General features: G+C 73.4%; 18 protein-coding genes, 1 tRNA gene and 5 pseudogenes. 13 read left to right on the forward strand and 11 right to left on the reverse strand.

The genetic code is table 11. The annotated features are described in order from the left end of the window. Window positions 1–22: 22 nt before the first annotated feature. Window positions 23–96, reverse strand: a tRNA-Thr gene (locus tag Sdagh_RS19670). A gap of 92 nt (window positions 97–188) precedes the next feature. Beyond that, window positions 189–602: a DUF3224 domain-containing protein gene (locus tag Sdagh_RS19675; RefSeq protein ID WP_190078040.1), complete on the reverse strand. Its 414-nt coding sequence runs from the start codon at window positions 600–602 to the stop codon at window positions 189–191. Window positions 603–709: 107 nt separating this feature from the next. Between Sdagh_RS19675 and Sdagh_RS19680 the strand changes: the two genes are divergently transcribed. From Sdagh_RS19680 to Sdagh_RS19695, 4 genes are all read left to right on the forward strand, one after another. Further along, complete coding sequence (locus Sdagh_RS19680; RefSeq protein ID WP_190078041.1) at window positions 710–1,744, forward strand: helix-turn-helix transcriptional regulator; 1,035 nt, start codon at window positions 710–712, stop codon at window positions 1,742–1,744. A 146-nt stretch (window positions 1,745–1,890) separates the two neighbouring features. Next, the gene (locus tag Sdagh_RS19685) at window positions 1,891–3,027 is read left to right on the forward strand and encodes an ABC transporter ATP-binding protein (protein ID WP_189421877.1); all 1,137 of its coding nucleotides are present in this window, start codon (window positions 1,891–1,893) and stop codon (window positions 3,025–3,027) included. Between the two features lie 204 nt (window positions 3,028–3,231). Further along, entirely contained in the window at window positions 3,232–3,687 is a 456-nt protein-coding gene (locus Sdagh_RS19690) for a hypothetical protein (protein ID WP_189421901.1), read from the forward strand. 152 nt (window positions 3,688–3,839) lie between these two features. Continuing rightward, window positions 3,840–4,571: a nucleotidyltransferase family protein gene (locus tag Sdagh_RS19695; RefSeq protein WP_189421876.1), complete on the forward strand. Its 732-nt coding sequence runs from the start codon at window positions 3,840–3,842 to the stop codon at window positions 4,569–4,571. Window positions 4,572–4,650: 79 nt separating this feature from the next. Here Sdagh_RS19695 and Sdagh_RS19700 read toward each other — a convergent pair whose 3' ends face one another. The 6 genes from Sdagh_RS19700 to Sdagh_RS19725 all read right to left on the reverse strand — a co-directional run bounded on the left by Sdagh_RS19700 (window position 4,651) and on the right by Sdagh_RS19725 (window position 11,016). Beyond that, on the reverse strand, window positions 4,651–6,360 hold the full coding sequence (locus Sdagh_RS19700) for a DoxX family protein (protein WP_190011600.1): 1,710 nt from the start codon (window positions 6,358–6,360) through the stop codon (window positions 4,651–4,653). A 90-nt stretch (window positions 6,361–6,450) separates the two neighbouring features. Then, window positions 6,451–7,389 carry a 23S rRNA (guanosine(2251)-2'-O)-methyltransferase RlmB gene (rlmB, locus tag Sdagh_RS19705; protein ID WP_189421874.1) on the reverse strand — a complete coding sequence of 313 codons (939 nt, stop codon included), beginning with the start codon at window positions 7,387–7,389 and terminating at the stop codon, window positions 6,451–6,453. A 97-nt stretch (window positions 7,390–7,486) separates the two neighbouring features. Next, window positions 7,487–8,887, reverse strand: coding sequence for a cysteine--tRNA ligase (gene cysS, locus Sdagh_RS19710; protein WP_189421873.1), 1,401 nt, complete (start codon window positions 8,885–8,887; stop codon window positions 7,487–7,489). Window positions 8,888–8,979: 92 nt separating this feature from the next. Next, window positions 8,980–9,480, reverse strand: coding sequence for a 2-C-methyl-D-erythritol 2,4-cyclodiphosphate synthase (ispF, locus tag Sdagh_RS19715; RefSeq protein ID WP_189421872.1), 501 nt, complete (start codon window positions 9,478–9,480; stop codon window positions 8,980–8,982). Next, entirely contained in the window at window positions 9,470–10,246 is a 777-nt protein-coding gene (gene ispD, locus Sdagh_RS19720) for a 2-C-methyl-D-erythritol 4-phosphate cytidylyltransferase (RefSeq protein ID WP_190078042.1), read from the reverse strand. Before ispD (Sdagh_RS19720) ends, ispF (Sdagh_RS19715) begins: the two co-directional genes overlap by 11 nt. A gap of 287 nt (window positions 10,247–10,533) precedes the next feature. After that, window positions 10,534–11,016, reverse strand: coding sequence for a CarD family transcriptional regulator (locus Sdagh_RS19725; protein WP_003953493.1), 483 nt, complete (start codon window positions 11,014–11,016; stop codon window positions 10,534–10,536). 642 nt (window positions 11,017–11,658) lie between these two features. Here Sdagh_RS19725 and Sdagh_RS19730 point away from each other — a divergent pair. Further along, the gene (locus Sdagh_RS19730) at window positions 11,659–12,369 is read left to right on the forward strand and encodes a copper chaperone PCu(A)C domain-containing protein (RefSeq protein ID WP_189421870.1); all 711 of its coding nucleotides are present in this window, start codon (window positions 11,659–11,661) and stop codon (window positions 12,367–12,369) included. 43 nt (window positions 12,370–12,412) lie between these two features. Here the strand turns inward: Sdagh_RS19730 and Sdagh_RS19735 are convergent. After that, window positions 12,413–13,164 (reverse strand): annotated as a pseudogene (locus Sdagh_RS19735) (copper chaperone PCu(A)C domain-containing protein). Between the two features lie 827 nt (window positions 13,165–13,991). Between Sdagh_RS19735 and Sdagh_RS37180 the strand changes: the two are divergent. The 6 genes and pseudogenes from Sdagh_RS37180 (at window position 13,992) to Sdagh_RS19765 (ending at window position 20,185) form a co-directional block, all read left to right on the forward strand. Then, a complete protein-coding gene (locus Sdagh_RS37180) occupies window positions 13,992–14,303 on the forward strand; it encodes a CarD family transcriptional regulator (protein ID WP_443732404.1) in 312 nt (103 codons plus the stop codon). Between the two features lie 287 nt (window positions 14,304–14,590). Continuing rightward, window positions 14,591–15,366 (forward strand): annotated as a pseudogene (gene ispD, locus Sdagh_RS19745) (2-C-methyl-D-erythritol 4-phosphate cytidylyltransferase). After that, window positions 15,356–15,856 carry a 2-C-methyl-D-erythritol 2,4-cyclodiphosphate synthase gene (ispF, locus tag Sdagh_RS19750; protein ID WP_189421872.1) on the forward strand — a complete coding sequence of 167 codons (501 nt, stop codon included), beginning with the start codon at window positions 15,356–15,358 and terminating at the stop codon, window positions 15,854–15,856. The pseudogene ispD (Sdagh_RS19745) and the gene ispF (Sdagh_RS19750) overlap by 11 nt, the downstream one beginning before the upstream one ends. Window positions 15,857–15,948: 92 nt before the next feature. Continuing rightward, window positions 15,949–17,349: a cysteine--tRNA ligase gene (gene cysS, locus Sdagh_RS19755; protein ID WP_189421873.1), complete on the forward strand. Its 1,401-nt coding sequence runs from the start codon at window positions 15,949–15,951 to the stop codon at window positions 17,347–17,349. 97 nt (window positions 17,350–17,446) lie between these two features. After that, on the forward strand, window positions 17,447–18,385 hold the full coding sequence (rlmB, locus tag Sdagh_RS19760; protein ID WP_189421874.1) for a 23S rRNA (guanosine(2251)-2'-O)-methyltransferase RlmB: 939 nt from the start codon (window positions 17,447–17,449) through the stop codon (window positions 18,383–18,385). A 90-nt stretch (window positions 18,386–18,475) separates the two neighbouring features. Next, window positions 18,476–20,185 (forward strand): annotated as a pseudogene (locus Sdagh_RS19765) (DoxX family protein). Between the two features lie 79 nt (window positions 20,186–20,264). Here Sdagh_RS19765 and Sdagh_RS19770 read toward each other — a convergent pair. Both Sdagh_RS19770 and Sdagh_RS19775 read right to left on the reverse strand, forming a co-directional pair. Beyond that, window positions 20,265–20,997: pseudogene (locus tag Sdagh_RS19770) on the reverse strand (nucleotidyltransferase family protein). A 152-nt stretch (window positions 20,998–21,149) separates the two neighbouring features. Beyond that, window positions 21,150–21,603: pseudogene (locus Sdagh_RS19775) on the reverse strand (hypothetical protein). A 402-nt stretch (window positions 21,604–22,005) separates the two neighbouring features. Between Sdagh_RS19775 and Sdagh_RS19780 the strand changes: the two are divergent. Both Sdagh_RS19780 and Sdagh_RS19785 read left to right on the forward strand, forming a co-directional pair. Beyond that, a complete protein-coding gene (locus tag Sdagh_RS19780; protein WP_189421901.1) occupies window positions 22,006–22,461 on the forward strand; it encodes a hypothetical protein in 456 nt (151 codons plus the stop codon). A 152-nt stretch (window positions 22,462–22,613) separates the two neighbouring features. After that, window positions 22,614–23,345 carry a nucleotidyltransferase family protein gene (locus Sdagh_RS19785; RefSeq protein WP_189421876.1) on the forward strand — a complete coding sequence of 244 codons (732 nt, stop codon included), beginning with the start codon at window positions 22,614–22,616 and terminating at the stop codon, window positions 23,343–23,345. Window positions 23,346–23,422 lie beyond the last annotated feature (77 nt).

The raw sequence follows: 23,422 nt of genomic DNA on the forward strand, positions 1-23,422 counted from the left end.
GCGGGGAGCCGTTCTCACCGTGAGCCCCCTGTCGGATTCGAACCGACGACCTACGCATTACAAGTGCGTTGCTCTGGCCAGCTGAGCTAAGGAGGCGCCGCGCGCGAAGCCGCGCGAAGGCGGCTCCACTGTACACAGCCTCGCTTTCCGCTAGCCAGGAAGTTCCCCGGACCGCGGGGGCCCGCCCGTCACCCCAGTGTGTAGGCGAAGGTGTACGCCACCCGCTCCTCCCCGTGCCGGGCGGTGAACTCCCCCGTGCCGCGCAGCCCGGCCAGCTCCCCGGTGCCCGATCCGGCGACGACCTCGAAGACGCAGCGCACGGTCCCGTCGGCGCCGAAGGAGCCCCGCTCCTCGACCGCGAAGGCCCCCACCCGGCCGTCGAGCCGGCCGCTGAACAACTCGATGCCGGCGAAGGTGCCGGTGCCGCCGGGGACGTAGACGATGGCGTACGCGCAGTCCGTGCCGGCGGCCTCGATGCCGCCGGTGAAGGTGTTGGTCACGGTCGCGCGGGCCAGGCGCGGGCTCGCGTCGGCCGGGGTGATCGGGTGCTCCTTCCAGTCGGCGGCGGTGAAGTGTCCGGTGGCGCGGGTGGTGCCGGTCATGAACGGGTCCTCTCGTCGGTACGTCGGGCGATGCCCCGGCACCACGGTGGACGCCGTACCTGACATCTCCTGTCAGGTACGGCACCGCACCGGCCACAATGGCCGCCATGCGCGCCGACCGGCTCCTCTCCCTGCTCCTGCTGCTGCAGAACCGCGGCCGGATGACCGCGCCGGAACTCGCCGCCGCCCTGGAGGTCTCCGTCCGCACGGTCTACCGGGACGTCGAGGCGCTCGGCGCGGCCGGCGTCCCGGTGACCGCCGACCGCGGCCCGGCCGGCGGCTACCGCCTGATGGACGGCTACCGCACCCGGCTGACCGGCCTCACCGGCGACGAGGCGACCTCCCTGTTCCTCGCCGGGGCGCCGGGCCCGGCCCGCGACCTGGGCCTCGGCGCCTTCCTGACGACCGCCCAGCTCAAGCTGCGGGCCGCGCTGCCCGCCGGGGCCGCCGGCCGGGCGGCCCGCGTCCAGGAGCGGTTCCACCTGGACACCCCGGCGTGGTTCCGGGACGCCGACCCGGTCCCGCACCTGGCGGCGATCGCGCGGGGGGTCTGGGAGCAGCGGACCGTCCGCGCCCGCTACCGGCGCTGGTCCGGGACCGATGCGCACCGGGAGGTGCGCCCGCTGGGCCTCGTCCTCAAGGGCGGCATCTGGTACCTGGTGGCGACGGCCGGCGCGGACCCCGCACCCCGCACCTACCGCGTCTCCCGCTTCCTCGACGCGGAGGTCACCGACGAGGTCTTCGACCGGCCGGCCGGCTTCGCGCTCGCCGCCCACTGGGAGGAGTCCGCCCGGCGCCTGGCGGACCGGCTGCACCAGGACACGGCCCGGCTGCGGATCTCGCCCCGGGGCCGCGGGCTGCTGCCGATGCTGTTCGGGGCGGCGGGGACACGGGCCCTGGCGGACGCCGGACCGCCGGGTCCGGACGGCTGGACGGAGGTGGAGCTGTCCGTCGAGACGGAGGCCGTCGCGGTGGGCGATCTGCTGCGCCTCGGCGCGGAGGCGGAGGTACTGGCCCCCGCCGCGCTGCGCCGGGCCGTCGCCGGCGCCGTCGTCGCCCTCGCCCGGCGTTACGGGACGTCCGGCGAAGTTCACAGCCCCCCAGGTACTGACAGACCAGGTGAACGCGGGGTAGCGTCCTGACCCGGTTCACTCGTGTGGCCCACACCGGGCGCGAACCTCCACAACCGAACATCCACGGACACCGCGTCGGCCCCGTCCGCCGCGGCACCGCCTTCCTACAACGGATCGTCCGGCACGTTCCTGCCGGTAGAAGGGGGCCCCTCACCATGGCCACTGTCACGTTCGACAAGGCGACCCGGATCTACCCGGGTTCCACCAAGCCCGCCGTCGACGGCCTCGACATCGAGATCGCGGACGGCGAGTTCCTCGTCCTCGTCGGCCCGTCCGGCTGCGGCAAGTCCACCTCCCTGCGCATGCTCGCGGGCCTGGAGGACGTCAACGGCGGCGCCATCCGCATCGGCGACCGCGACGTCACGCACCTGCCGCCCAAGGACCGGGACATCGCCATGGTGTTCCAGAACTACGCCCTGTACCCGCACATGACCGTCGCCGACAACATGGGCTTCGCCCTGAAGATCGCCGGCGTGAACAAGGCGGAGATCCGGCAGAAGGTCGAGGAGGCCGCGAAGATCCTCGACCTCTCCGAGTACCTGGACCGCAAGCCGAAGGCGCTCTCCGGCGGTCAGCGCCAGCGCGTCGCGATGGGCCGCGCGATCGTCCGTGAGCCGCAGGTCTTCCTCATGGACGAGCCGCTGTCCAACCTGGACGCCAAGCTCCGCGTCTCCACCCGTACGCAGATCGCCTCCCTCCAGCGCCGCCTGGGCATCACCACCGTCTACGTCACCCACGACCAGGTCGAGGCCATGACGATGGGCGACCGGGTGGCGGTCCTCAAGGACGGTCTGCTCCAGCAGGTCGACACCCCGCGCAACATGTACGACAAGCCCGCCAACCTCTTCGTCGCCGGCTTCATCGGCTCCCCCGCGATGAACCTCGTCGAGGTGCCGATCACCGACGGCGGCGTGAAGTTCGGCAACAGCGTGGTGCCGGTCAGCCGGGACGCGCTCAAGGCCGCCGCCGACCGCGGCGACCGCACGGTCACCGTCGGCGTCCGCCCCGAGCACTTCGACGTGGTCGAGCACGGCGGCGCCGCCACCGCGGGCCTCGCCAAGGACACCGCGAGTGCCCCGGCCGGTCTCGCCGTCTCGGTCAACGTCGTCGAGGAGACCGGCGCCGACGGCTACGTCTACGGCACCGTCCAGGTCGGCGGCGAGACCAAGGACCTCGTGGTCCGCGTCAACAGCCGCGCGGTGCCCGAGAAGGGCGCCACGGTGCACGTCGTGCCGCGGCCCGGCGAGACCCACGTGTTCTCGACCTCCACGGGCGAGCGTCTCCACGACTGACATTCACCCGCGTTGACGAAAAGGGCCCCGCGGCCTTGCCGCGGGGCCCTTCCCGTTGTCGACAAATACCCCGGCACACCGCCCATTTCGACCCGTGTTCGTCAACCCCTTACCCCCGCTGTCCCGCTTCCTCATCCCCCGAACCGGTGACTAAATGTCGCCAAATCATTACCGGACGCTACCCTCACTCGCGTGAAGCACTCCGTGAAGCACTCCACCATCCCGCAGACGCGACGCGGCCGGGGCCCCGCCCGCCGGATCGGCCGCTCCCTCGCCTTCGTCCTGCCCGTCGTCCTGGTGCTCTCCGGGACCCTCGCCGTCACCCGGGTCAACTGGTCGGGCGCCCCGGCCGACTCGGTGCTCACCGCGTCGGACGCCGCCGCCCCCGCGGCCTCCTCACCGGCCGCCGCCAGGGCCCCGCACGAGCTGCTGCGCGACCGGCTGCTGACCGAGCTCCTGGAGGACGACCCGGGCGTGGCCCTGACGCACCTGCAGGAGGCCGTGAACGAGCGCCCGTCCCTCGCCAGGCACTGCGCGTCCATCGCCCGCGCCCTCGGCCGCGCCGCGGTCCGCGTCTACGGCCCGACCCGCGCCCAGTCCTACGCCCGCCCGGTCTGCGACACGGCCTTCGCCTCCGGCGTCCTGGCCGCGCACGGCTGACCTTGCCGCCGGCGGCCCGGCAGCCCGCCCAGGGGCGCGGGGAACCGCGCGACGAGCCGCGTACCCCCCGCGCCCGCCGAACCACCGCAGCACCCCGGCCCGAACCGCGACGCACCGCAGTACACGCGATCACACCCGCGTAGGGTTCGGCCATGACCGACCCGACCGCGTCCCGCCGCCCCACCCAAGCCGTAGTCCTGGCCGGCGGCCAGGGTTCCCGGCTGCGCCCGTACACCGACGACCGGCCCAAGCCGATGGTCGAGATCCCCGGCACGGGGACGCCGATCATCGGTCACCAGCTCGCCTGGCTCGCCGAGGAGGGCGTCACGGACGTGGTGGTCTCCTGCGGCCACCTCGCCGAGGTCCTCCAGAAGTGGCTGGAGACCACCGACCTGCCCGTCTCCGTCACGACCGTCGTGGAGCCGGAGCCCCTCGGCCGCGGCGGCGGCCTCCGCTACGCCGCCGCCCGCCTCCCGCACCCGGACCGCCCCTGGTACGCCACCAACGGCGACATCTGGACCCGTTTCTCGCTGCGCGACATGGCCGACTTCCACACCGAGCGGGACGCCGTCGCGACCCTCGCCCTGGCCCGGCCGCGGCTGCCGTGGGGCGCCGTGCAGACGGACGGCTTCGGCCGCATCACCGACTTCATCGAGGCACCCCCGTCGACCTTCGAGATCAACGCGGGCGTCTACGTCTTCTCCCCGGCCTTCGCCGCGCTGCTCCCGGAGCGCGGCGACCACGAGCGGACCACGTTCCCCCGGCTGGCCCGCGAACGCCGGCTGTCGGGTTTCCCGATCCCGCAGGGCTCCTACTGGCGGGCGATCGACACCGCGAAGGACCTGACGGAGGCGGCGAGGGAACTGGCCGCCCTCAGCCGCTGACACCGGCGTCCACGGCAGACGGAAGGGGCCCCGCACCGAGTGGTGCGGGGCCCCTTCCGTGTCGTCCGCGCGGGCCGGGTCAGCCCAGCAGGCCGCCGACGAGTCCGGGCCGCCCGGGGGCGGTCGCGCCGCCCTCTTCGGCGCCGCCGGTGTCGCTCCCCGTGCCGGTGCCCGCGCCGCCCGTCGTGTCACCGCTGCCGCCGCCGCTGGTGGCCGTACCGCCGCCGGTCGGTCCGGCGCTGGTGCTGGGGGCCTGTCCGGCCGGGGCGGACCGCTGCGGCGGGGCCTGGCCGCCGGTGGTGCCCTGGCCCTGGGTCCGGCTGGGCGCGCCGCCGGTCGCGGCGGACTCCGTGCCCCGGGTGGCGCCCGGCGCGGTCGCGGTGCCGCTCGGTCCGGTCGTCGTCCCGGCGGTGGCGCCCCCGGTCGGCGCGGTGGACGCCTCGGGGCTGCCGCCCCGCCGCTCGCCGGGGTCCCGGGGCAGTGCGGAGCCCGGCAGGTTGTTGCGCGGGCCCTCGCCGGGGCCGGGGACGACCACCCGGTCGGAGTCCCGTACGGCGCCGCCGAGCAGGGAGCCGACCAGCAGGGTGACGCCGGTGACGAGGAAGGTGATCAGCGCGCCGCGGCGCAGCACATGACGGCGCAGGTCCCAGATGTCGGCGCGGGGGCCGAGCCGACGCCAGGCGCCGCCGGCGAGCCGTCCGTCGACGGAGTACACGGGGGCGCCCGCGATGATCAGCGGGGACCAGGCGGCGAGGTAGATGATGTCGGGCGCGTCGTAGGCGGGGACGCTCTTCCAGCTGACGGTGACCAGCAGGGCCGCGGAGAGGAACGCGCCGACCGCGGCGGCCACCCGCTGCCAGCAGCCGAGGACGGTCAGGACGCCGACGATGACCTGGAGGAAGGCGATGACCAGGCCGGAGCCGACCGGGTGGGCGAGGGCGAACTGCCGCAGCGGCTCGGCGACCTCCCACGGGTGCAGGGTGTTGAGCCACTTGACCATGGAGCCGCGCTCGCCGCCGTCGAAGTAGACGGGGTCGCAGAGCTTGCCCATGCCGGCGTAGGCGGAGATGAAGCCGAGGAAGACGCGCAGCGGGAGCAGGACGACGCCGAGGTTCATCCGGCGGCCGGGGAAGTAGGCGTGCCGGGAGGGGTCGTCGGCGTGGCGGCCGGTGCGCGGGCCGGCCGGGTCGAGGCCGTCGTCCGGGTCGTCGTCGTAGCCGTCGTAGCCGTCGTCGGGGTAGCCGGGCTGCTGGAAGCCGGGTTCGTCGTAGGCACTGCCGACGGTGCGCATGGCGGGGAGCAGCCGGGTGCCGTCGGGGCTGCCGTGGGTGCGCTGGGCGCCGACGACCGGGGTGGGGATCGTCCGGGTGGCGCCGAGGGCGTCGTCGTACCCGTCCCCGTACCCGTTGTCGCCGTCGAGGCGGGGGATGACCTGGGTGGCGCCGGCGTCGGCCGCGGCGGGCCGGCCGGCGCCCGCCCGTACGGCTTGGAGCAGCCGGTGGGCACCGGTGTCGTCCGGGTCGGACCGGCCGCTCCAGACGACGGGCCGGCGCCGGGCGGGCGCGGCGGGCATGCGGGCGGTGTCCTGGGTGGCGCTCAGGTGCCGCGTGATCCGCGCGGACGTGGTCCGCCGCGCCGAGGTTCCCAACTGCACGCGGAAGCTCGCGTGGTTGACGATGACCTGGGCCGGATCGCTCGGCACCTTCACCATGCTCAGCGCGGGAGCGTCGTCGATTCCCGACGAGCGGTCCCCCGTGGGTGTGCGGGGTGTTCTGGTGTCCACACTCATCTAACCGAGTGACGTGACGTTAGGACACTGCCTTGACCCGCCGGATCTGTCCGGACCCCGTCAAGATCAACCGCACCCGCCCGGCCGCCGTCAGGACCGCCTGCGCGCCGCCTCGTAGAGCACCACGCCCGCCGCGACACCGGCGTTGAGCGACTCGGCGCCGCCCGGCATCGGGATGCGCGCGCGGACGTCGCAGGTCTCCCCGACCAGCCGGGACAGGCCCTTGCCCTCGCTGCCGACGACGATGACGACCGGCCCGTCCAGTGCCTCCAGCTCGCCGATCTCGACCTCGCCGTCGGCGGCCAGGCCGACCACCACGGCGCCCGCCTTCTGGTACTGCTCCAGCGTGCGGGTCAGGTTGGTGGCGCGGGCGACGGGCGTCCGGGCGGCCGTGCCGGCGGAGGTCTTCCAGGCGCCCGCGGTCATCCCGGCGGCGCGCCGCTCGGGCACGACGACGCCGTGCCCTCCGAAGGCGGCGACGGAACGGACGACGGCGCCGAGGTTGCGCGGGTCGGTGACGCCGTCGAGGGCGACGATCAGCGCGTCCTCGCCGGCGTCGGCGGCGGCGTCGAGGAGGTCCTCGGGGTGGGCGTACTCGTACGGCGGGACCTGGAGGACGAGCCCCTGGTGGTTGAGGCCGTTGGTCATGCGGTCCAGTTCGGGGCGGGGCGCCTCCATGAGGTTGATGCCGCCGCGGTCGGCGGCGAGCTGGAGCGCCTCGCGGACCCGCTCGTCGCTGTCGATGAACTGCTGGACGTAGAGGGTGGAGGCGGGCACGCCCTCGCGCAGGGCCTCGTAGACCGGGTTGCGGCCGACGACCAGCTCGGAGGCGGACTTGCCGCCCCGGCGTCCCTGCGTGCGGGTCTGGGTGCGGCGCGTCTTGGCCTGCGCGGCGCGCTGCTTGGCGTGTCCCTTGCGCATCTCGGCGGGGGGCGTGGGTCCCTTGCCCTCCAGGCCCCGGCGCCGCTTGCCGCCGCTGCCGACCTGCGCGCCCTTCTTGCCGGACATGCGGCGGTTGTTAGCGGCCATGAGTGGGTGTCTCGCTCTCTTAAGGCTGTCGGTACGTCTTATGCAGTGTGCCGCCCGGGGGGCCGGGCGGCACAGTCGATCTTCGGTGACCCGGGGGTCAGCGGGGGCCGAGGCCCCAGCGCGGTCCCTGCGGGCTGTCCTCGATGACCAGTCCGGACTCGCCGAGCCGGTCCCGGATGGCGTCCGCGGTGGCCCAGTCCTTGCGGGACCGGGCGGCTTCCCGCTGGTCCAGCACGAGCCGTACGAGGCTGTCGACCACGCCGCTCAGGTCGTCACCGGCGTCGGTCCCGCCGGCCCAGTGGGCGTCGAGCGGGTCCAGGCCGAGCACGCCGAGCATGGCCCGGACCTCGGCGAGCCGCGCGACGGCGGCCTCCTTGTCGTCGGCGGCCAGCGCGCTGTTGCCCTGCCGGACGGTGGTGTGCACGACGGCGAGGGCCTGCGGGACGCCGAGGTCGTCGTCCATCGCGTCGGCGAAGGCGGGCGGCACCTCGGGGGCGGGTTCGACGGTGGTGCCGGCCAGTTCCCCGGCGCGCTGTACGAAGCCCTCGATCCGGGCGAAGGCGGCCTCGGCCTCGCGCAGCGACTCCTCGCTGTACTCGATGGTCGAGCGGTAGTGCGGGGTGCCCAGGTAGTACCGGAGCACGACGGGCCGCCACCGCTTGACCATCTCGCCGACGAGGACCGAGTTCCCGAGCGACTTGGACATCTTCTCGCCGCTCATGGTGACCCAGGCGTTGTGCACCCAGTACCGGGCGAACGCGTCACCGAAGCCTCTGGCCTGGGCGATCTCGTTCTCGTGGTGGGGGAAGATCAGGTCGATCCCGCCGCCGTGGATGTCGAACTCCTCGCCCAGGTACTTGTGCGCCATGGCGGAGCACTCCAGGTGCCAGCCGGGACGGCCGCGGCCCCAGGGCGTCTCCCAGCTCGGCTCGCCGGGCTTGGCCGCCTTCCACATGGCGAAGTCCCGGGGGTCTCGCTTGCCGGTCTCGCCCTCGCCGGAGGGCTGGCGCAGGTCGTCGATGTCCTGGTTGGACAGGGAGAGGTAGCCCGGCAGGGAGCGGACGTCGAAGTAGACGTTGCCCTCGGCCTCGTAGGCGTGACCGCGCTCGATGAGGCCGCGCATCATCTCGACCATCTCGGTGATGTGGCCGGTGGCGCGGGGTTCGTAGGTCGGCGGCAGGCAGCCGAGGGCGGCGTAGGCGTCGTTGAACGCCCGCTCGTTCTCGTAGCCGATGGACCACCAGGGGCGGTTCTGCTCGGCCGCCTTCCGGATGATCTTGTCGTCGATGTCGGTGACGTTGCGGATGAAGGTGACGTCGTAGCCGCGGTGGGCGAACCAGCGGCGCATGATGTCGAAGTTCAGCCCGGACCGGATGTGCCCGATGTGCGGGGCGGCCTGCACGGTGGCACCGCACAGGTAGATCGAGACACAGCCCGGTACGAGGGGGGCGAAGTCACGGATCTGCCGGGCGCTGGTGTCGTACAGCCGAATAGTCACGGGTCCAGGGTAGTGGGCCGCGGGCAGTGCCCCACGACCGTCACCCCGAGGGCCGCGCATTCGTGACACGGGCGCCCGGCGGGCGGTCCGGCCTACGCGGTGACGACCAGCGCCGTCGCCACCGCCATCAGCCCTTCCCCGCGGCCCGGGAAGCCGAGCCCGTCCGTCGTCGCGCCGGAGACGGAGACGGGGGCGCCGGCCGCCTCGGAGAGGATCTTCTCCGCCTCGGCGCGGCGCTTGCCGACCTTGGGGCGGGCGCCGACGACCTGCACGGCGACGTTCCCGATGCGGAAGCCGGCCGCGCGCACGATCCGCGCCGCCTCCGTCAGCAGGGTGACGCCCGACGCGCCGGACCACTCGGGGCGTCCGGTGCCGAAGTGCTGTCCCAGGTCGCCGAGGCCGGCGGCCGAGAAGAGCGCGTTGCACGCGGCGTGCGCGACGACGTCGGCGTCGGAGTGCCCGGCCAGTCCCGGCCCCTCGCCCTCCCACTTCAGTCCGGCGCACCACAGCTCGCGCCCGTCCTCGAAGGCGTGGATGTCGGTGCCGATGCCCACCCGGGGCAGGGGCGCCTGGGGGTATGTCTCAGAAGCCATCGTTGAGCCTCCTGCGGGCCAGGACCGCCTCGGCCAGCACCAGGTCCAGCGGGCGGGTCACCTTGAACGCCTCCTCGTGGCCCGGCACCACGACGACGGTCAGTCCGAGCTGCTCGACCATGCTCGCGTCGTCGGTGACGTTCTCCGTGACCTCCGCGTGGGCCCGCGCGAGGACCTGCCGGTCGAAGCCCTGGGGGGTCTGCACGGCCCGCAGCCGGGACCGGTCGGGCGTGGCCACCACGGGTTCCGGCGCGCCGGGCGCGGCGGCCGGGGTGACCTCCTTGACGGTGTCGGACGGCGGCAGCGCGGGCACCACCGCGGGGGCGCCGTCGCGGACCGCCTCGATGACGGCGTCCACCGTGTCCACGGGGACCAGCGGCCGGGCGGCGTCGTGCACGAGGACGACGTCGTACTCCGGCGGCAGCGCGTCCAGTCCGAGCCGTACGGACTCCTGGCGGGAGGCCCCGCCGGGGACGACCACGAAGTCGGTCCGCTCGGGCAGCGCGTGCGCGGCGAGCAGGCTCTTGACCTCGACGGCCCCGTCGGGCGGTGCCACGACGACGACCAGGGAGACCGCGCGGGAGGCGGCCAGCGCGCGGACCGCGTGGATCAGCATGGGGGTGCCGCCCAGCGTGCGCAGGGCTTTCGGGGCGCCGGGACCGAGGCGTACGCCCCGGCCAGCGGCGGGGATGACGGCGGCGGTACGGGCCTCCGCGGGGCCGCCGGACGGGCCGTCCGCGGGGGCGGGACGCGATTCGTCAGACATCGGTTCCTGTCAGGTTTGTGTGCTGGCCTGGCGTGGGTATGGCCCTGGGAGTGCCGGGCGCGACGCCTTGACCGGACCCTTCCGTGACCCTGGTCGGGGCGGCTGTCCAGAGCCCGGCACCTCAGGACTCGGGGAAGATCCCCGGGAAGAGCGTACGAACAGCATCCCGGGCGTGTACCGGTTATGAACATGCCGCAGCGCCCGCGACGGCTGGGACGTCATCGGGCACCGCGGCATTTCATGTGCTGGGCCGAGCGGTTCCGCCTGGTTGCCTCAGGCGGTCCGTCTCAGGAGGCGAGCACCTCGTCGAGCAGGGCTTCGGCCTTGTCCTCGTTGGTGTTCTCCGCGAGCGCGAGCTCGCTGACCAGGATCTGGCGGGCCTTGGCGAGCATGCGCTTCTCACCGGCGGAGAGACCGCGCTCACGCTCCCGGCGCCACAGGTCGCGTACCACCTCCGCGACCTTGATGACATCGCCGGAGGCGAGCTTCTCCAGGTTTGCCTTGTAGCGGCGCGACCAGTTCGTGGGCTCCTCGGCGTACGGCGCGCGCAGCACCTCGAAGACCCGGTCCAGCCCGTCCTGACCGACCACATCACGCACGCCGACGAACTCCGCATTGTCCGCTGGCACACGTACCGTCAGGTCGCCCTGGGCGACCTTCAGCACCAAGTAGGTCTTGTCCACGCCTTTGATCTGGCGAGTTTCGATAGCCTCGATCAGCGCGGCCCCGTGATGGGGATAGACCACGGTGTCGCCAACCTTGAACGTCATGTGACAGGTACCCCTTCCGTGGCTATCCAGGGTAACACGGAAACGGCGGGTTCTGAATGGCGTTTTCGCAGGTCAGGGCATATCTCGGGGCTTGACAACAGCAACCGGAACGTGCTGCGCGGGCCGATCGGAAGAAGGTATTCGCAGGTCGGAGCGGCTCTCCGGGGCGCCGGAAACACCCCCGTCACACGTGCCCGGAGGCTCCGCCTGACGACCTAACATCCCCATATGTCCGGTTCCGTGTGTGCGACTTCCGCTACTCCGTTCGGCTCCGTCGGCGGCCTTCCGGCCGTTTCCGGAATTGATCACGACACGTTCGCAGTACCCGCGGGTGATCAATTCCGCCGCCGCCCGCGTATTCCTTCACGGAAAAAGTGCGGTCCGTTCGGCCGGTGGTGTCGGGGGCGGGCCGCGGACGACTTCTCGGCGGAATGACGGCCGCTCGCCCGCCCCAATGTGACGGGTGTGACGCGCCACCCCGGGCGCCGTCCCGCGGGCCGCCCTCCGGGCGAAGGGGGAGCCCAGGGGGAGGGTCGGGTGCGGCGGCGGCCGACCTGGTCGGTAACCTGAAGCCGCTGACCATCACTTAGGGCGGCTTTATCCGTTGCCGCCGCCTCGACGAGTCAAGGAGTTGCCGCCGCCGTGAGCAGCAGCCTTCGACGCGGCGCCCTCGCCGCCGCCGCCATCGCGTTCTCGATCGCCTCGCTCGCCGCGTGCGGTGCCGGCAATGGCGCCCAGACGCTGGAGATCAAGCCGGACAACGCGGCGACGTCCGTCGGCGACATCAAGATCCAGAACGCGATCGTCATCACCCAGCCCGACCTGGAGTCGACCGGCCCGGCCGCCGTCTCCGCCACCTTCTTCAACAGCGGCTCCACCGATCAGAAGCTGGAGTCGATCCGCGTCGACGGCACCGGCAAGACCGCCGAGCTGAAGCCCGCCGAGGGCAAGGACCTCACCATCCCGGCCGGCGGTTCCCTGATCGTCGGCGGCGAGGGCAACGCCGCCGCCACGCTGCCCAGCAGCCGCGAGGCCGTCCAGGACGGCAACGCGCAGAAGATCACCTTCACCTTCAGCAAGACCGGCGACGTCAGCCTGAAGGCGTTCGTCGTCCCGGCCGAGAGCTACTTCACCGGCTGGGGCCCGAGCGACGTCCCGACGGCACCGGACGAGACCCGGGACCCGGCCACGTCGACCGCCACCGCCGACGAGGAGACCGAGAGCGAGCCGTCCGGCCCCGCGTCGGGCCGGCCCGGCGACGAGGCCGGCGAGTCGGACGGCCCGGAGTCGGGCACCCCGACCGACGCGGCCTCCGCCAGCGTCTCCGCCGACGCGGAGGACGCCGGCCACTGAGCCGCGTACGGCCGCACCACGCCGAAGGGCGGGACCCCCGGACTCACCGGGGGTCCCGCCCTTCGGCGTGTGCGGCCGTACGCGGCTCAGTGGCCGCGTCCTCCGCGTCGGCGGAGACGCTGGCGGAGGCCGCGTCGGTCGGGGTGCCCGACTCCGGGCCGTCCGACTCGCCGGCCTCGTCGCCGGGCCGGCCCGACGCGGGGCCGGACGGCTCGCTCTCGGTCTCCTCGTCGGCGGTGGCGGTCGACGTGGCCGGGTCCGGGTCTCGTCCGGTGCCGTCGGGACGTCGCTCGGGCCCCAGCCGGTGAAGTAGCTCTCGGCCGGGACGACGAACGCCTTCAGGCTGACGTCGCCGGTCTTGCTGAAGGTGAAGGTGATCTTCTGCGCGTTGCCGTCTGGACGGCCTCGCGGCTGCTGGGCAGCGTGGCGGCGGCGTTGCCCTCGCCGCCGACGATCAGGGAACCGCCGGCCGGGATGGTGAGGTCCTTGCCCTCGGCGGGCTTCAGCTCGGCGGTCTTGCCGGTGCCGTCGACGCGGATCGACTCCAGCTTCTGATCGGTGGAGCCGCTGTTGAAGAAGGTGGCGGAGACGGCGGCCGGGCCGGTCGACTCCAGGTCGGGCTGGGTGATGACGATCGCGTTCTGGATCTTGATGTCGCCGACGGACGTCGCCGCGTTGTCCGGCTTGATCTCCAGCGTCCTGGGCGCCATTGCCGGCACCGCACGCGGCGAGCGAGGCGATCGAGAACGCGATGGCGGCGGCGGCGAGGGCGCCGCGTCGAAGGCTGCTGCTCACGGCGGCGGCAACTCCTTGACCTCGTCGAGGCGGCGGCAACGGATAAAGCCGCCCTAAGTGATGGTCAGCGGCTTCAGGTTACCGACCAGGTCGGCCGGGCCGCCGCACCCGACCCTCCCCCTGGGCTCCCCCTTCGCCCGGAGGGCGGCCCGCGGGACGGCGCCCGGGGTGGGCGCGTCACACCCAGTCACATTGGGGCGGGCGAGCGGCCGTCATTCAGCCGAGAAGTCGTCCGCGGCCCGCCCCCGACACCACCGGCCGAACGGGACCGCACTTTTTTCCGTGAAGGAATACGCGGGCGGCGGCGGAAATTGAATCACCCGCGGGTACTGCGAAACGTGTCGTGATCAATTCCGGAAACGGCCGGAAGGCCGCCGACGGAGCCGAACGGAGTAGCGGAAGTCGCACACACGGAACCGGACATATGGGGATGTTAGGTCGTCAGGCGGAGCCTCCGGGCACGTGTGACGGGGGTGTTTCCGGCGCCCCGGAGAGCCGCTCCGACCTGCGAATACCTTCTCCGATCGGCCCGCGCAGCACGTTCCGGTTGCTTGTTGTCAAGCCCCGAGATATGCCCTGACCTGCGAAAACGCCATTCAGAACCCGCCGTTTCCGTGTTACCCCTGGATAGCCACGGAAGGGGTACCTGTCACATGACGTTCAAGGTTGGCGACACCAGTGGTCTATCCCCATCACGGGGGCCGCGCTGATCGAGGCTATCGAAACTCGCCAGATCAAAGGCGTGGACAAGACCTACTTGGTGCTGAAGGTCGCCCAGGGCGACCTGACGGTACGTGTGGCCAGCGGACAATGCGGAGTTCGTCGGCGTGCGTGATGTGGTCGGTCAGGACGGGCTGGACCGGGTCTTCGAGGTGCTGCGCGCGCCGTACGCCGAGGAGCCCACGAACTGGTCGCGCCGCTACAAGGCAAACCTGGAGAAGCTCGCCTCCGGCGATGTCATCAAGGTCGCGGAGGTGGTACGCGACCTGTGGCGCCGGGAGCGTGAGCGCGGTCTCTCCGCCGGTGAGAAGCGCATGCTCGCCAAGGCCCGCCAGATCCTGGTCAGCGAGCTCGCGCTCCGCGGAGAACACCAACGAGGACAAGGCCGAAGCCTGCTCGACGAGGTGCTCGCCTCCTGAGACGGACCGCCTGAGGCAACCAGGCGGAACCGCTCGGCCCAGCACATGAAATGCCGCGGTGCCCGATGACGTCCCAGCCGTCGCGGGCGCTGCGGCATGTTCATAACCGGTACACGCCCGGGATGCTGTTCGTACGCTCTTCCCGGGGATCTTCCCCGAGTCCTGAGGTGCCGGGCTCTGGACAGCCGCCCCGACCAGGGTCACGGAAGGGTCCGGTCAAGGCGTCGCGCCCGGCACTCCCAGGGCCATACCCACGCCAGGCCAGCACACAAACCTGACAGGAACCGATGTCTGACGAATCGCGTCCCGCCCCCGCGGACGGCCCGTCCGGCGGCCCCGCGGAGGCCCGTACCGCCGCCGTCATCCCCGCCGCTGGCCGGGGCGTACGCCTCGGTCCCGGCGCCCCGAAAGCCCTGCGCACGCTGGGCGGCACCCCCATGCTGATCCACGCGGTCCGCGCGCTGGCCGCCTCCCGCGCGGTCTCCCTGGTCGTCGTCGTGGCACCGCCCGACGGGCCGTCGAGGTCAAGAGCCTGCTCGCCGCGCACGCGCTGCCCGAGCGGACCGACTTCGTGGTCGTCCCCGGCGGGGCCTCCCGCCAGGAGTCCGTACGGCTCGGACTGGACGCGCTGCCGCCGGAGTACGACGTCGTCCTCGTGCACGACGCCGCCCGGCCGCTGGTCCCCGTGGACACGGTGGACGCCGTCATCGAGGCGGTCCGCGACGGCGCCCCCGCGGTGGTGCCCGCGCTGCCGCCGTCCGACACCGTCAAGGAGGTCACCCCGGCCGCCGCGCCCGGCGCGCCGGAACCCGTGGTGGCCACGCCCGACCGGTCCCGGCTGCGGGCCGTGCAGACCCCCCAGGGCTTCGACCGGCAGGTCCTCGCGCGGGCCCACGCGGAGGTCACGGAGAACGTCACCGACGACGCGAGCATGGTCGAGCAGCTCGGACTGACCGTCGTCGTGGTGCCGGGCCACGAGGAGGCGTTCAAGGTGACCCGCCCGCTGGACCTGGTGCTGGCCGAGGCGGTCCTGGCCCGCAGGAGGCTCAACGATGGCTTCTGAGACATACCCCCAGGCGCCCCTGCCCCGGGTGGGCATCGGCACCGACATCCACGCCTTCGAGGACGGGCGCGAGCTGTGGTGCGCCGGACTGAAGTGGGAGGGCGAGGGGCCGGGACTGGCCGGGCACTCCGACGCCGACGTCGTCGCGCACGCCGCGTGCAACGCGCTCTTCTCGGCCGCCGGCCTCGGCGACCTGGGACAGCACTTCGGCACCGGACGCCCCGAGTGGTCCGGCGCGTCGGGCGTCACCCTGCTGACGGAGGCGGCGCGGATCGTGCGCGCGGCCGGCTTCCGCATCGGGAACGTCGCCGTGCAGGTCGTCGGCGCCCGCCCCAAGGTCGGCAAGCGCCGCGCCGAGGCGGAGAAGATCCTCTCCGAGGCGGCCGGCGCCCCCGTCTCCGTCTCCGGCGCGACGACGGACGGGCTCGGCTTCCCGGGCCGCGGGGAAGGGCTGATGGCGGTGGCGACGGCGCTGGTCGTCACCGCGTAGGCCGGACCGCCCGCCGGGCGCCCGTGTCACGAATGCGCGGCCCTCGGGGTGACGGTCGTGGGGCACTGCCCGCGGCCCACTACCCTGGACCCGTGACTATTCGGCTGTACGACACCAGCGCCCGGCAGATCCGTGACTTCGCCCCCCTCGTACCGGGCTGTGTCTCGATCTACCTGTGCGGTGCCACCGTGCAGGCCGCCCCGCACATCGGGCACATCCGGTCCGGGCTGAACTTCGACATCATGCGCCGCTGGTTCGCCCACCGCGGCTACGACGTCACCTTCATCCGCAACGTCACCGACATCGACGACAAGATCATCCGGAAGGCGGCCGAGCAGAACCGCCCCTGGTGGTCCATCGGCTACGAGAACGAGCGGGCGTTCAACGACGCCTACGCCGCCCTCGGCTGCCTGCCGCCGACCTACGAACCCCGCGCCACCGGCCACATCACCGAGATGGTCGAGATGATGCGCGGCCTCATCGAGCGCGGTCACGCCTACGAGGCCGAGGGCAACGTCTACTTCGACGTCCGCTCCCTGCCGGGCTACCTCTCCCTGTCCAACCAGGACATCGACGACCTGCGCCAGCCCTCCGGCGAGGGCGAGACCGGCAAGCGAGACCCCCGGGACTTCGCCATGTGGAAGGCGGCCAAGCCCGGCGAGCCGAGCTGGGAGACGCCCTGGGGCCGCGGCCGTCCCGGCTGGCACCTGGAGTGCTCCGCCATGGCGCACAAGTACCTGGGCGAGGAGTTCGACATCCACGGCGGCGGGATCGACCTGATCTTCCCCCACCACGAGAACGAGATCGCCCAGGCCAGAGGCTTCGGTGACGCGTTCGCCCGGTACTGGGTGCACAACGCCTGGGTCACCATGAGCGGCGAGAAGATGTCCAAGTCGCTCGGGAACTCGGTCCTCGTCGGCGAGATGGTCAAGCGGTGGCGGCCCGTCGTGCTCCGGTACTACCTGGGCACCCCGCACTACCGCTCGACCATCGAGTACAGCGAGGAGTCGCTGCGCGAGGCCGAGGCCGCCTTCGCCCGGATCGAGGGCTTCGTACAGCGCGCCGGGGAACTGGCCGGCACCACCGTCGAACCCGCCCCCGAGGTGCCGCCCGCCTTCGCCGACGCGATGGACGACGACCTCGGCGTCCCGCAGGCCCTCGCCGTCGTGCACACCACCGTCCGGCAGGGCAACAGCGCGCTGGCCGCCGACGACAAGGAGGCCGCCGTCGCGCGGCTCGCCGAGGTCCGGGCCATGCTCGGCGTGCTCGGCCTGGACCCGCTCGACGCCCACTGGGCCGGCGGGACCGACGCCGGTGACGACCTGAGCGGCGTGGTCGACAGCCTCGTACGGCTCGTGCTGGACCAGCGGGAAGCCGCCCGGTCCCGCAAGGACTGGGCCACCGCGGACGCCATCCGGGACCGGCTCGGCGAGTCCGGACTGGTCATCGAGGACAGCCCGCAGGGACCGCGCTGGGGCCTCGGCCCCCGCTGACCCCCGGGTCACCGAAGATCGACTGTGCCGCCCGGCCCCCCGGGCGGCACACTGCATAAGACGTACCGACAGCCTTAAGAGAGCGAGACACCCACTCATGGCCGCTAACAACCGCCGCATGTCCGGCAAGAAGGGCGCGCAGGTCGGCAGCGGCGGCAAGCGGCGCCGGGGCCTGGAGGGCAAGGGACCCACGCCCCCCGCCGAGATGCGCAAGGGACACGCCAAGCAGCGCGCCGCGCAGGCCAAGACGCGCCGCACCCAGACCCGCACGCAGGGACGCCGGGGCGGCAAGTCCGCCTCCGAGCTGGTCGTCGGCCGCAACCCGGTCTACGAGGCCCTGCGCGAGGGCGTGCCCGCCTCCACCCTCTACGTCCAGCAGTTCATCGACAGCGACGAGCGGGTCCGCGAGGCGCTCCAGCTCGCCGCCGACCGCGGCGGCATCAACCTCATGGAGGCGCCCCGCCCCGAACTGGACCGCATGACCAACGGCCTCAACCACCAGGGGCTCGTCCTCCAGGTCCCGCCGTACGAGTACGCCCACCCCGAGGACCTCCTCGACGCCGCCGCCGACGCCGGCGAGGACGCGCTGATCGTCGCCCTCGACGGCGTCACCGACCCGCGCAACCTCGGCGCCGTCGTCCGTTCCGTCGCCGCCTTCGGAGGGCACGGCGTCGTCGTGCCCGAGCGGCGCGCCGCCGGGATGACCGCGGGCGCCTGGAAGACCTCCGCCGGCACGGCCGCCCGGACGCCCGTCGCCCGCGCCACCAACCTGACCCGCACGCTGGAGCAGTACCAGAAGGCGGGCGCCGTGGTGGTCGGCCTGGCCGCCGACGGCGAGGTCGAGATCGGCGAGCTGGAGGCACTGGACGGGCCGGTCGTCATCGTCGTCGGCAGCGAGGGCAAGGGCCTGTCCCGGCTGGTCGGGGAGACCTGCGACGTCCGCGCGCGCATCCCGATGCCGGGCGGCGCCGAGTCGCTCAACGCCGGTGTCGCGGCGGGCGTGGTGCTCTACGAGGCGGCGCGCAGGCGGTCCTGACGGCGGCCGGGCGGGTGCGGTTGATCTTGACGGGGTCCGGACAGATCCGGCGGGTCAAGGCAGTGTCCTAACGTCACGTCACTCGGTTAGATGAGTGTGGACACCAGAACACCCCGCACACCCACGGGGGACCGCTCGTCGGGAATCGACGACGCTCCCGCGCTGAGCATGGTGAAGGTGCCGAGCGATCCGGCCCAGGTCATCGTCAACCACGCGAGCTTCCGCGTGCAGTTGGGAACCTCGGCGCGGCGGACCACGTCCGCGCGGATCACGCGGCACCTGAGCGCCACCCAGGACACCGCCCGCATGCCCGCCGCGCCCGCCCGGCGCCGGCCCGTCGTCTGGAGCGGCCGGTCCGACCCGGACGACACCGGTGCCCACCGGCTGCTCCAAGCCGTACGGGCGGGCGCCGGCCGGCCCGCCGCGGCCGACGCCGGCGCCACCCAGGTCATCCCCCGCCTCGACGGCGACAACGGGTACGGGGACGGGTACGACGACGCCCTCGGCGCCACCCGGACGATCCCCACCCCGGTCGTCGGCGCCCAGCGCACCCACGGCAGCCCCGACGGCACCCGGCTGCTCCCCGCCATGCGCACCGTCGGCAGTGCCTACGACGAACCCGGCTTCCAGCAGCCCGGCTACCCCGACGACGGCTACGACGGCTACGACGACGACCCGGACGACGGCCTCGACCCGGCCGGCCCGCGCACCGGCCGCCACGCCGACGACCCCTCCCGGCACGCCTACTTCCCCGGCCGCCGGATGAACCTCGGCGTCGTCCTGCTCCCGCTGCGCGTCTTCCTCGGCTTCATCTCCGCCTACGCCGGCATGGGCAAGCTCTGCGACCCCGTCTACTTCGACGGCGGCGAGCGCGGCTCCATGGTCAAGTGGCTCAACACCCTGCACCCGTGGGAGGTCGCCGAGCCGCTGCGGCAGTTCGCCCTCGCCCACCCGGTCGGCTCCGGCCTGGTCATCGCCTTCCTCCAGGTCATCGTCGGCGTCCTGACCGTCCTCGGCTGCTGGCAGCGGGTGGCCGCCGCGGTCGGCGCGTTCCTCTCCGCGGCCCTGCTGGTCACCGTCAGCTGGAAGAGCGTCCCCGCCTACGACGCGCCCGACATCATCTACCTCGCCGCCTGGTCCCCGCTGATCATCGCGGCGCCCCCGTGTACTCCGTCGACGGACGGCTCGCCGGCGGCGCCTGGCGTCGGCTCGGCCCCCGCGCCGACATCTGGGACCTGCGCCGTCATGTGCTGCGCCGCGGCGCGCTGATCACCTTCCTCGTCACCGGCGTCACCCTGCTGGTCGGCTCCCTGCTCGGCGGCGCCGTACGGGACTCCGACCGGGTGGTCGTCCCCGGCCCCGGCGAGGGCCCGCGCAACAACCTGCCGGGCTCCGCACTGCCCCGGGACCCCGGCGAGCGGCGGGGCGGCAGCCCCGAGGCGTCCACCGCGCCGACCGGGGGCGCCACCGCCGGGACGACGACCGGACCGAGCGGCACCGCGACCGCGCCGGGCGCCACCCGGGGCACGGAGTCCGCCGCGACCGGCGGCGCGCCCAGCCGGACCCAGGGCCAGGGCACCACCGGCGGCCAGGCCCCGCCGCAGCGGTCCGCCCCGGCCGGACAGGCCCCCAGCACCAGCGCCGGACCGACCGGCGGCGGTACGGCCACCAGCGGCGGCCGGCAGCGGTGACACGACGGGCGGCGCGGGCACCGGCACGGGGAGCGACACCGGCGGCGCCGAAGAGGGCGGCGCGACCGCCCCCGGGCGGCCCGGACTCGTCGGCGGCCTGCTGGGCTGACCCGGCCCGCGCGGACGACACGGAAGGGGCCCCGCACCACTCGGTGCGGGGCCCCTTCCGTCTGCCGTGGACGCCGGTGTCAGCGGCTGAGGGCGGCCAGTTCCCTCGCCGCCTCCGTCAGGTCCTTCGCGGTGTCGATCGCCCGCCAGTAGGAGCCCTGCGGGATCGGGAAACCCGACAGCCGGCGTTCGCGGGCCAGCCGGGGGAACGTGGTCCGCTCGTGGGTCGCCGCGCTCCGGGAGCAGCGCGGCGAAGGCCGGGGAGAAGACGTAGACGCCCGCGTTGATCTCGAAGGTCGACGGGGGTGCCTCGATGAAGTCGGTGATGCGGCCGAAGCCGTCCGTCTGCACGGCGCCCCACGGCAGCCGCGGCCGGGCCAGGGCGAGGGTCGCGACGGCGTCCCGCTCGGTGTGGAAGTCGGCCATGTCGCGCAGCGAGAAACGGGTCCAGATGTCGCCGTTGGTGGCGTACCAGGGGCGGTCCGGGTGCGGGAGGCGGGCGCGGCGTAGCGGAGGCCGCCGCCGCGGCCGAGGGGCTCCGGCTCCACGACGGTCGTGACGGAGACGGGCAGGTCGGTGGTCTCCAGCCACTTCTGGAGGACCTCGGCGAGGTGGCCGCAGGAGACCCACCACGTCCGTGACGCCCTCCTCGGCGAGCCAGGCGAGCTGGTGACCGATGATCGGCGTCCCCGTGCCGGGGATCTCGACCATCGGCTTGGGCCGGTCGTCGGTGTACGGGCGCAGCCGGGAACCCTGGCCGCCGGCCAGGACTACGGCTTGGGTGGGGCGGCGGGACGCGGTCGGGTCGGTCATGGCCGAACCCTACGCGGGTGTGATCGCGTGTACTGCGGTGCGTCGCGGTTCGGGCCGGGGTGCTGCGGTGGTTCGGCGGGCGCGGGGGGTACGCGGCTCGTCGCGCGGTTCCCCGCGCCCCTGGGCGGGCTGCCGGGCCGCCGGCGGCAAGGTCAGCCGTGCGCGGCCAGGACGCCGGAGGCGAAGGCCGTGTCGCAGACCGGGCGGGCGTAGGACTGGGCGCGGGTCGGGCCGTAGACGCGGACCGCGGCGCGGCCGAGGGCGCGGGCGATGGACGCGCAGTGCCTGGCGAGGGACGGGCGCTCGTTCACGGCCTCCTGCAGGTGCGTCAGGGCCACGCCCGGGTCGTCCTCCAGGAGCTCGGTCAGCAGCCGGTCGCGCAGCAGCTCGTGCGGGGCCCTGGCGGCGGCCGGTGAGGAGGCCGCGGGGGCGGCGGCGTCCGACGCGGTGAGCACCGAGTCGGCCGGGCGCCCGACCAGTTGACCCGGGTGACGGCGAGGGTCCCGGAGAGCACCAGGACGACGGGCAGGACGAAGGCGAGGGAGCGGCCGATCCGGCGGGCGGGGCCCCGCCGCGTCGCGTCTGCGGGATGGTGGAGTGCTTCACGGAGTGCTTCACGCGAGTGAGGGTAGCGTCCGGTAATGATTTGGCGACATTTAGTCACCGGTTCGGGGGATGAGGAAGCGGGACAGCGGGGGTAAGGGGTTGACGAACACGGGTCGAAATGGGCGGTGTGCCGGGGTATTTGTCGACAACGGGAAGGGCCCCGCGGCAAGGCCGCGGGCATCACTACGCTCAGATATTCTTTGAGAGAGATATCTAGCGTAGTGATGCCCGCGGCCTGCGCGGGGCCTTCCCGTTTGTCGACAAATACCCCGGCACACCGCCCATTTCGACCGTGTTCGTCAACCCCTTACCCCCGCTGTCCCGCTTCCTCATCCCCCGAACCGGTGACTAAATGTCGCCAAATCATTACCGGACGCTACCCTCACTCGCGTGAAGCACTCCGTGAAGCACTCCACCATCCCGCAGACGCGACGCGGCCGGGGCCCCGCCCGCCGGATCGGCCGCTCCCTCGCCTTCGTCCTGCCCGTCGTCCTGGTGCTCTCCGGGACCCTCGCCGTCACCCGGGTCAACTGGTCGGGCGCCCCGGCCGACTCGGTGCTCACCGCGTCGGACGCCGCCGCCCCCGCGGCCTCCTCACCGGCCGCCGCCAGGGCCCCGCACGAGCTGCTGCGCGACCGGCTGCTGACCGAGCTCCTGGAGGACGACCCGGGCGTGGCCCTGACGCACCTGCAGGAGGCCGTGAACGAGCGCCCGTCCCTCGCCAGGCACTGCGCGTCCATCGCCCGCGCCCTCGGCCGCGCCGCGGTCCGCGTCTACGGCCCGACCCGCGCCCAGTCCTACGCCCGCCCGGTCTGCGACACGGCCTTCGCCTCCGGCGTCCTGGCCGCGCACGGCTGACCTTGCCGCCGGCGGCCCGGCAGCCCGCCCAGGGGCGCGGGGAACCGCGCGACGAGCCGCGTACCCCCCGCGCCCGCCGAACCACCGCAGCACCCCGGCCCGAACCGCGACGCACCGCAGTACACGCGATCACACCCGCGTAGGGTTCGGCCATGACCGACCCGACCGCGTCCCGCCGCCCCACCCAAGCCGTAGTCCTGGCCGGCGGCCAGGGTTCCCGGCTGCGCCCGTACACCGACGACCGGCCCAAGCCGATGGTCGAGATCCCCGGCACGGGGACGCCGATCATCGGTCACCAGCTCGCCTGGCTCGCCGAGGAGGGCGTCACGGACGTGGTGGTCTCCTGCGGCCACCTCGCCGAGGTCCTCCAGAAGTGGCTGGAGACCACCGACCTGCCCGTCTCCGTCACGACCGTCGTGGAGCCGGAGCCCCTCGGCCGCGGCGGCGGCCTCCGCTACGCCGCCGCCCGCCTCCCGCACCCGGACCGCCCCTGGTACGCCACCAACGGCGACATCTGGACCCGTTTCTCGCTGCGCGACATGGCCGACTTCCACACCGAGCGGGACGCCGTCGCGACCCTCGCCCTGGCCCGGCCGCGGCTGCCGTGGGGCGCCGTGCAGACGGACGGCTTCGGCCGCATCACCGACTTCATCGAGGCACCCCCGTCGACCTTCGAGATCAACGCGGGCGTCTACGTCTTCTCCCCGGCCTTCGCCGCGCTGCTCCCGGAGCGCGGCGACCACGAGCGGACCACGTTCCCCCGGCTGGCCCGCGAACGCCGGCTGTCGGGTTTCCCGATCCCGCAGGGCTCCTACTGGCGGGCGATCGACACCGCGAAGGACCTGACGGAGGCGGCGAGGGAACTGGCCGCCCTCAGCCGCTGACACCGGCGTCCACGGCAGACGGAAGGGGCCCCGCACCGAGTGGTGCGGGGCCCCTTCCGTGTCGTCCGCGCGGGCCG

The sequence above is a fragment of the Streptomyces daghestanicus genome, assembly GCF_020521275.1.
Taxonomy (GTDB): Bacteria; Actinomycetota; Actinomycetes; order Streptomycetales; family Streptomycetaceae; genus Streptomyces; species Streptomyces griseoviridis.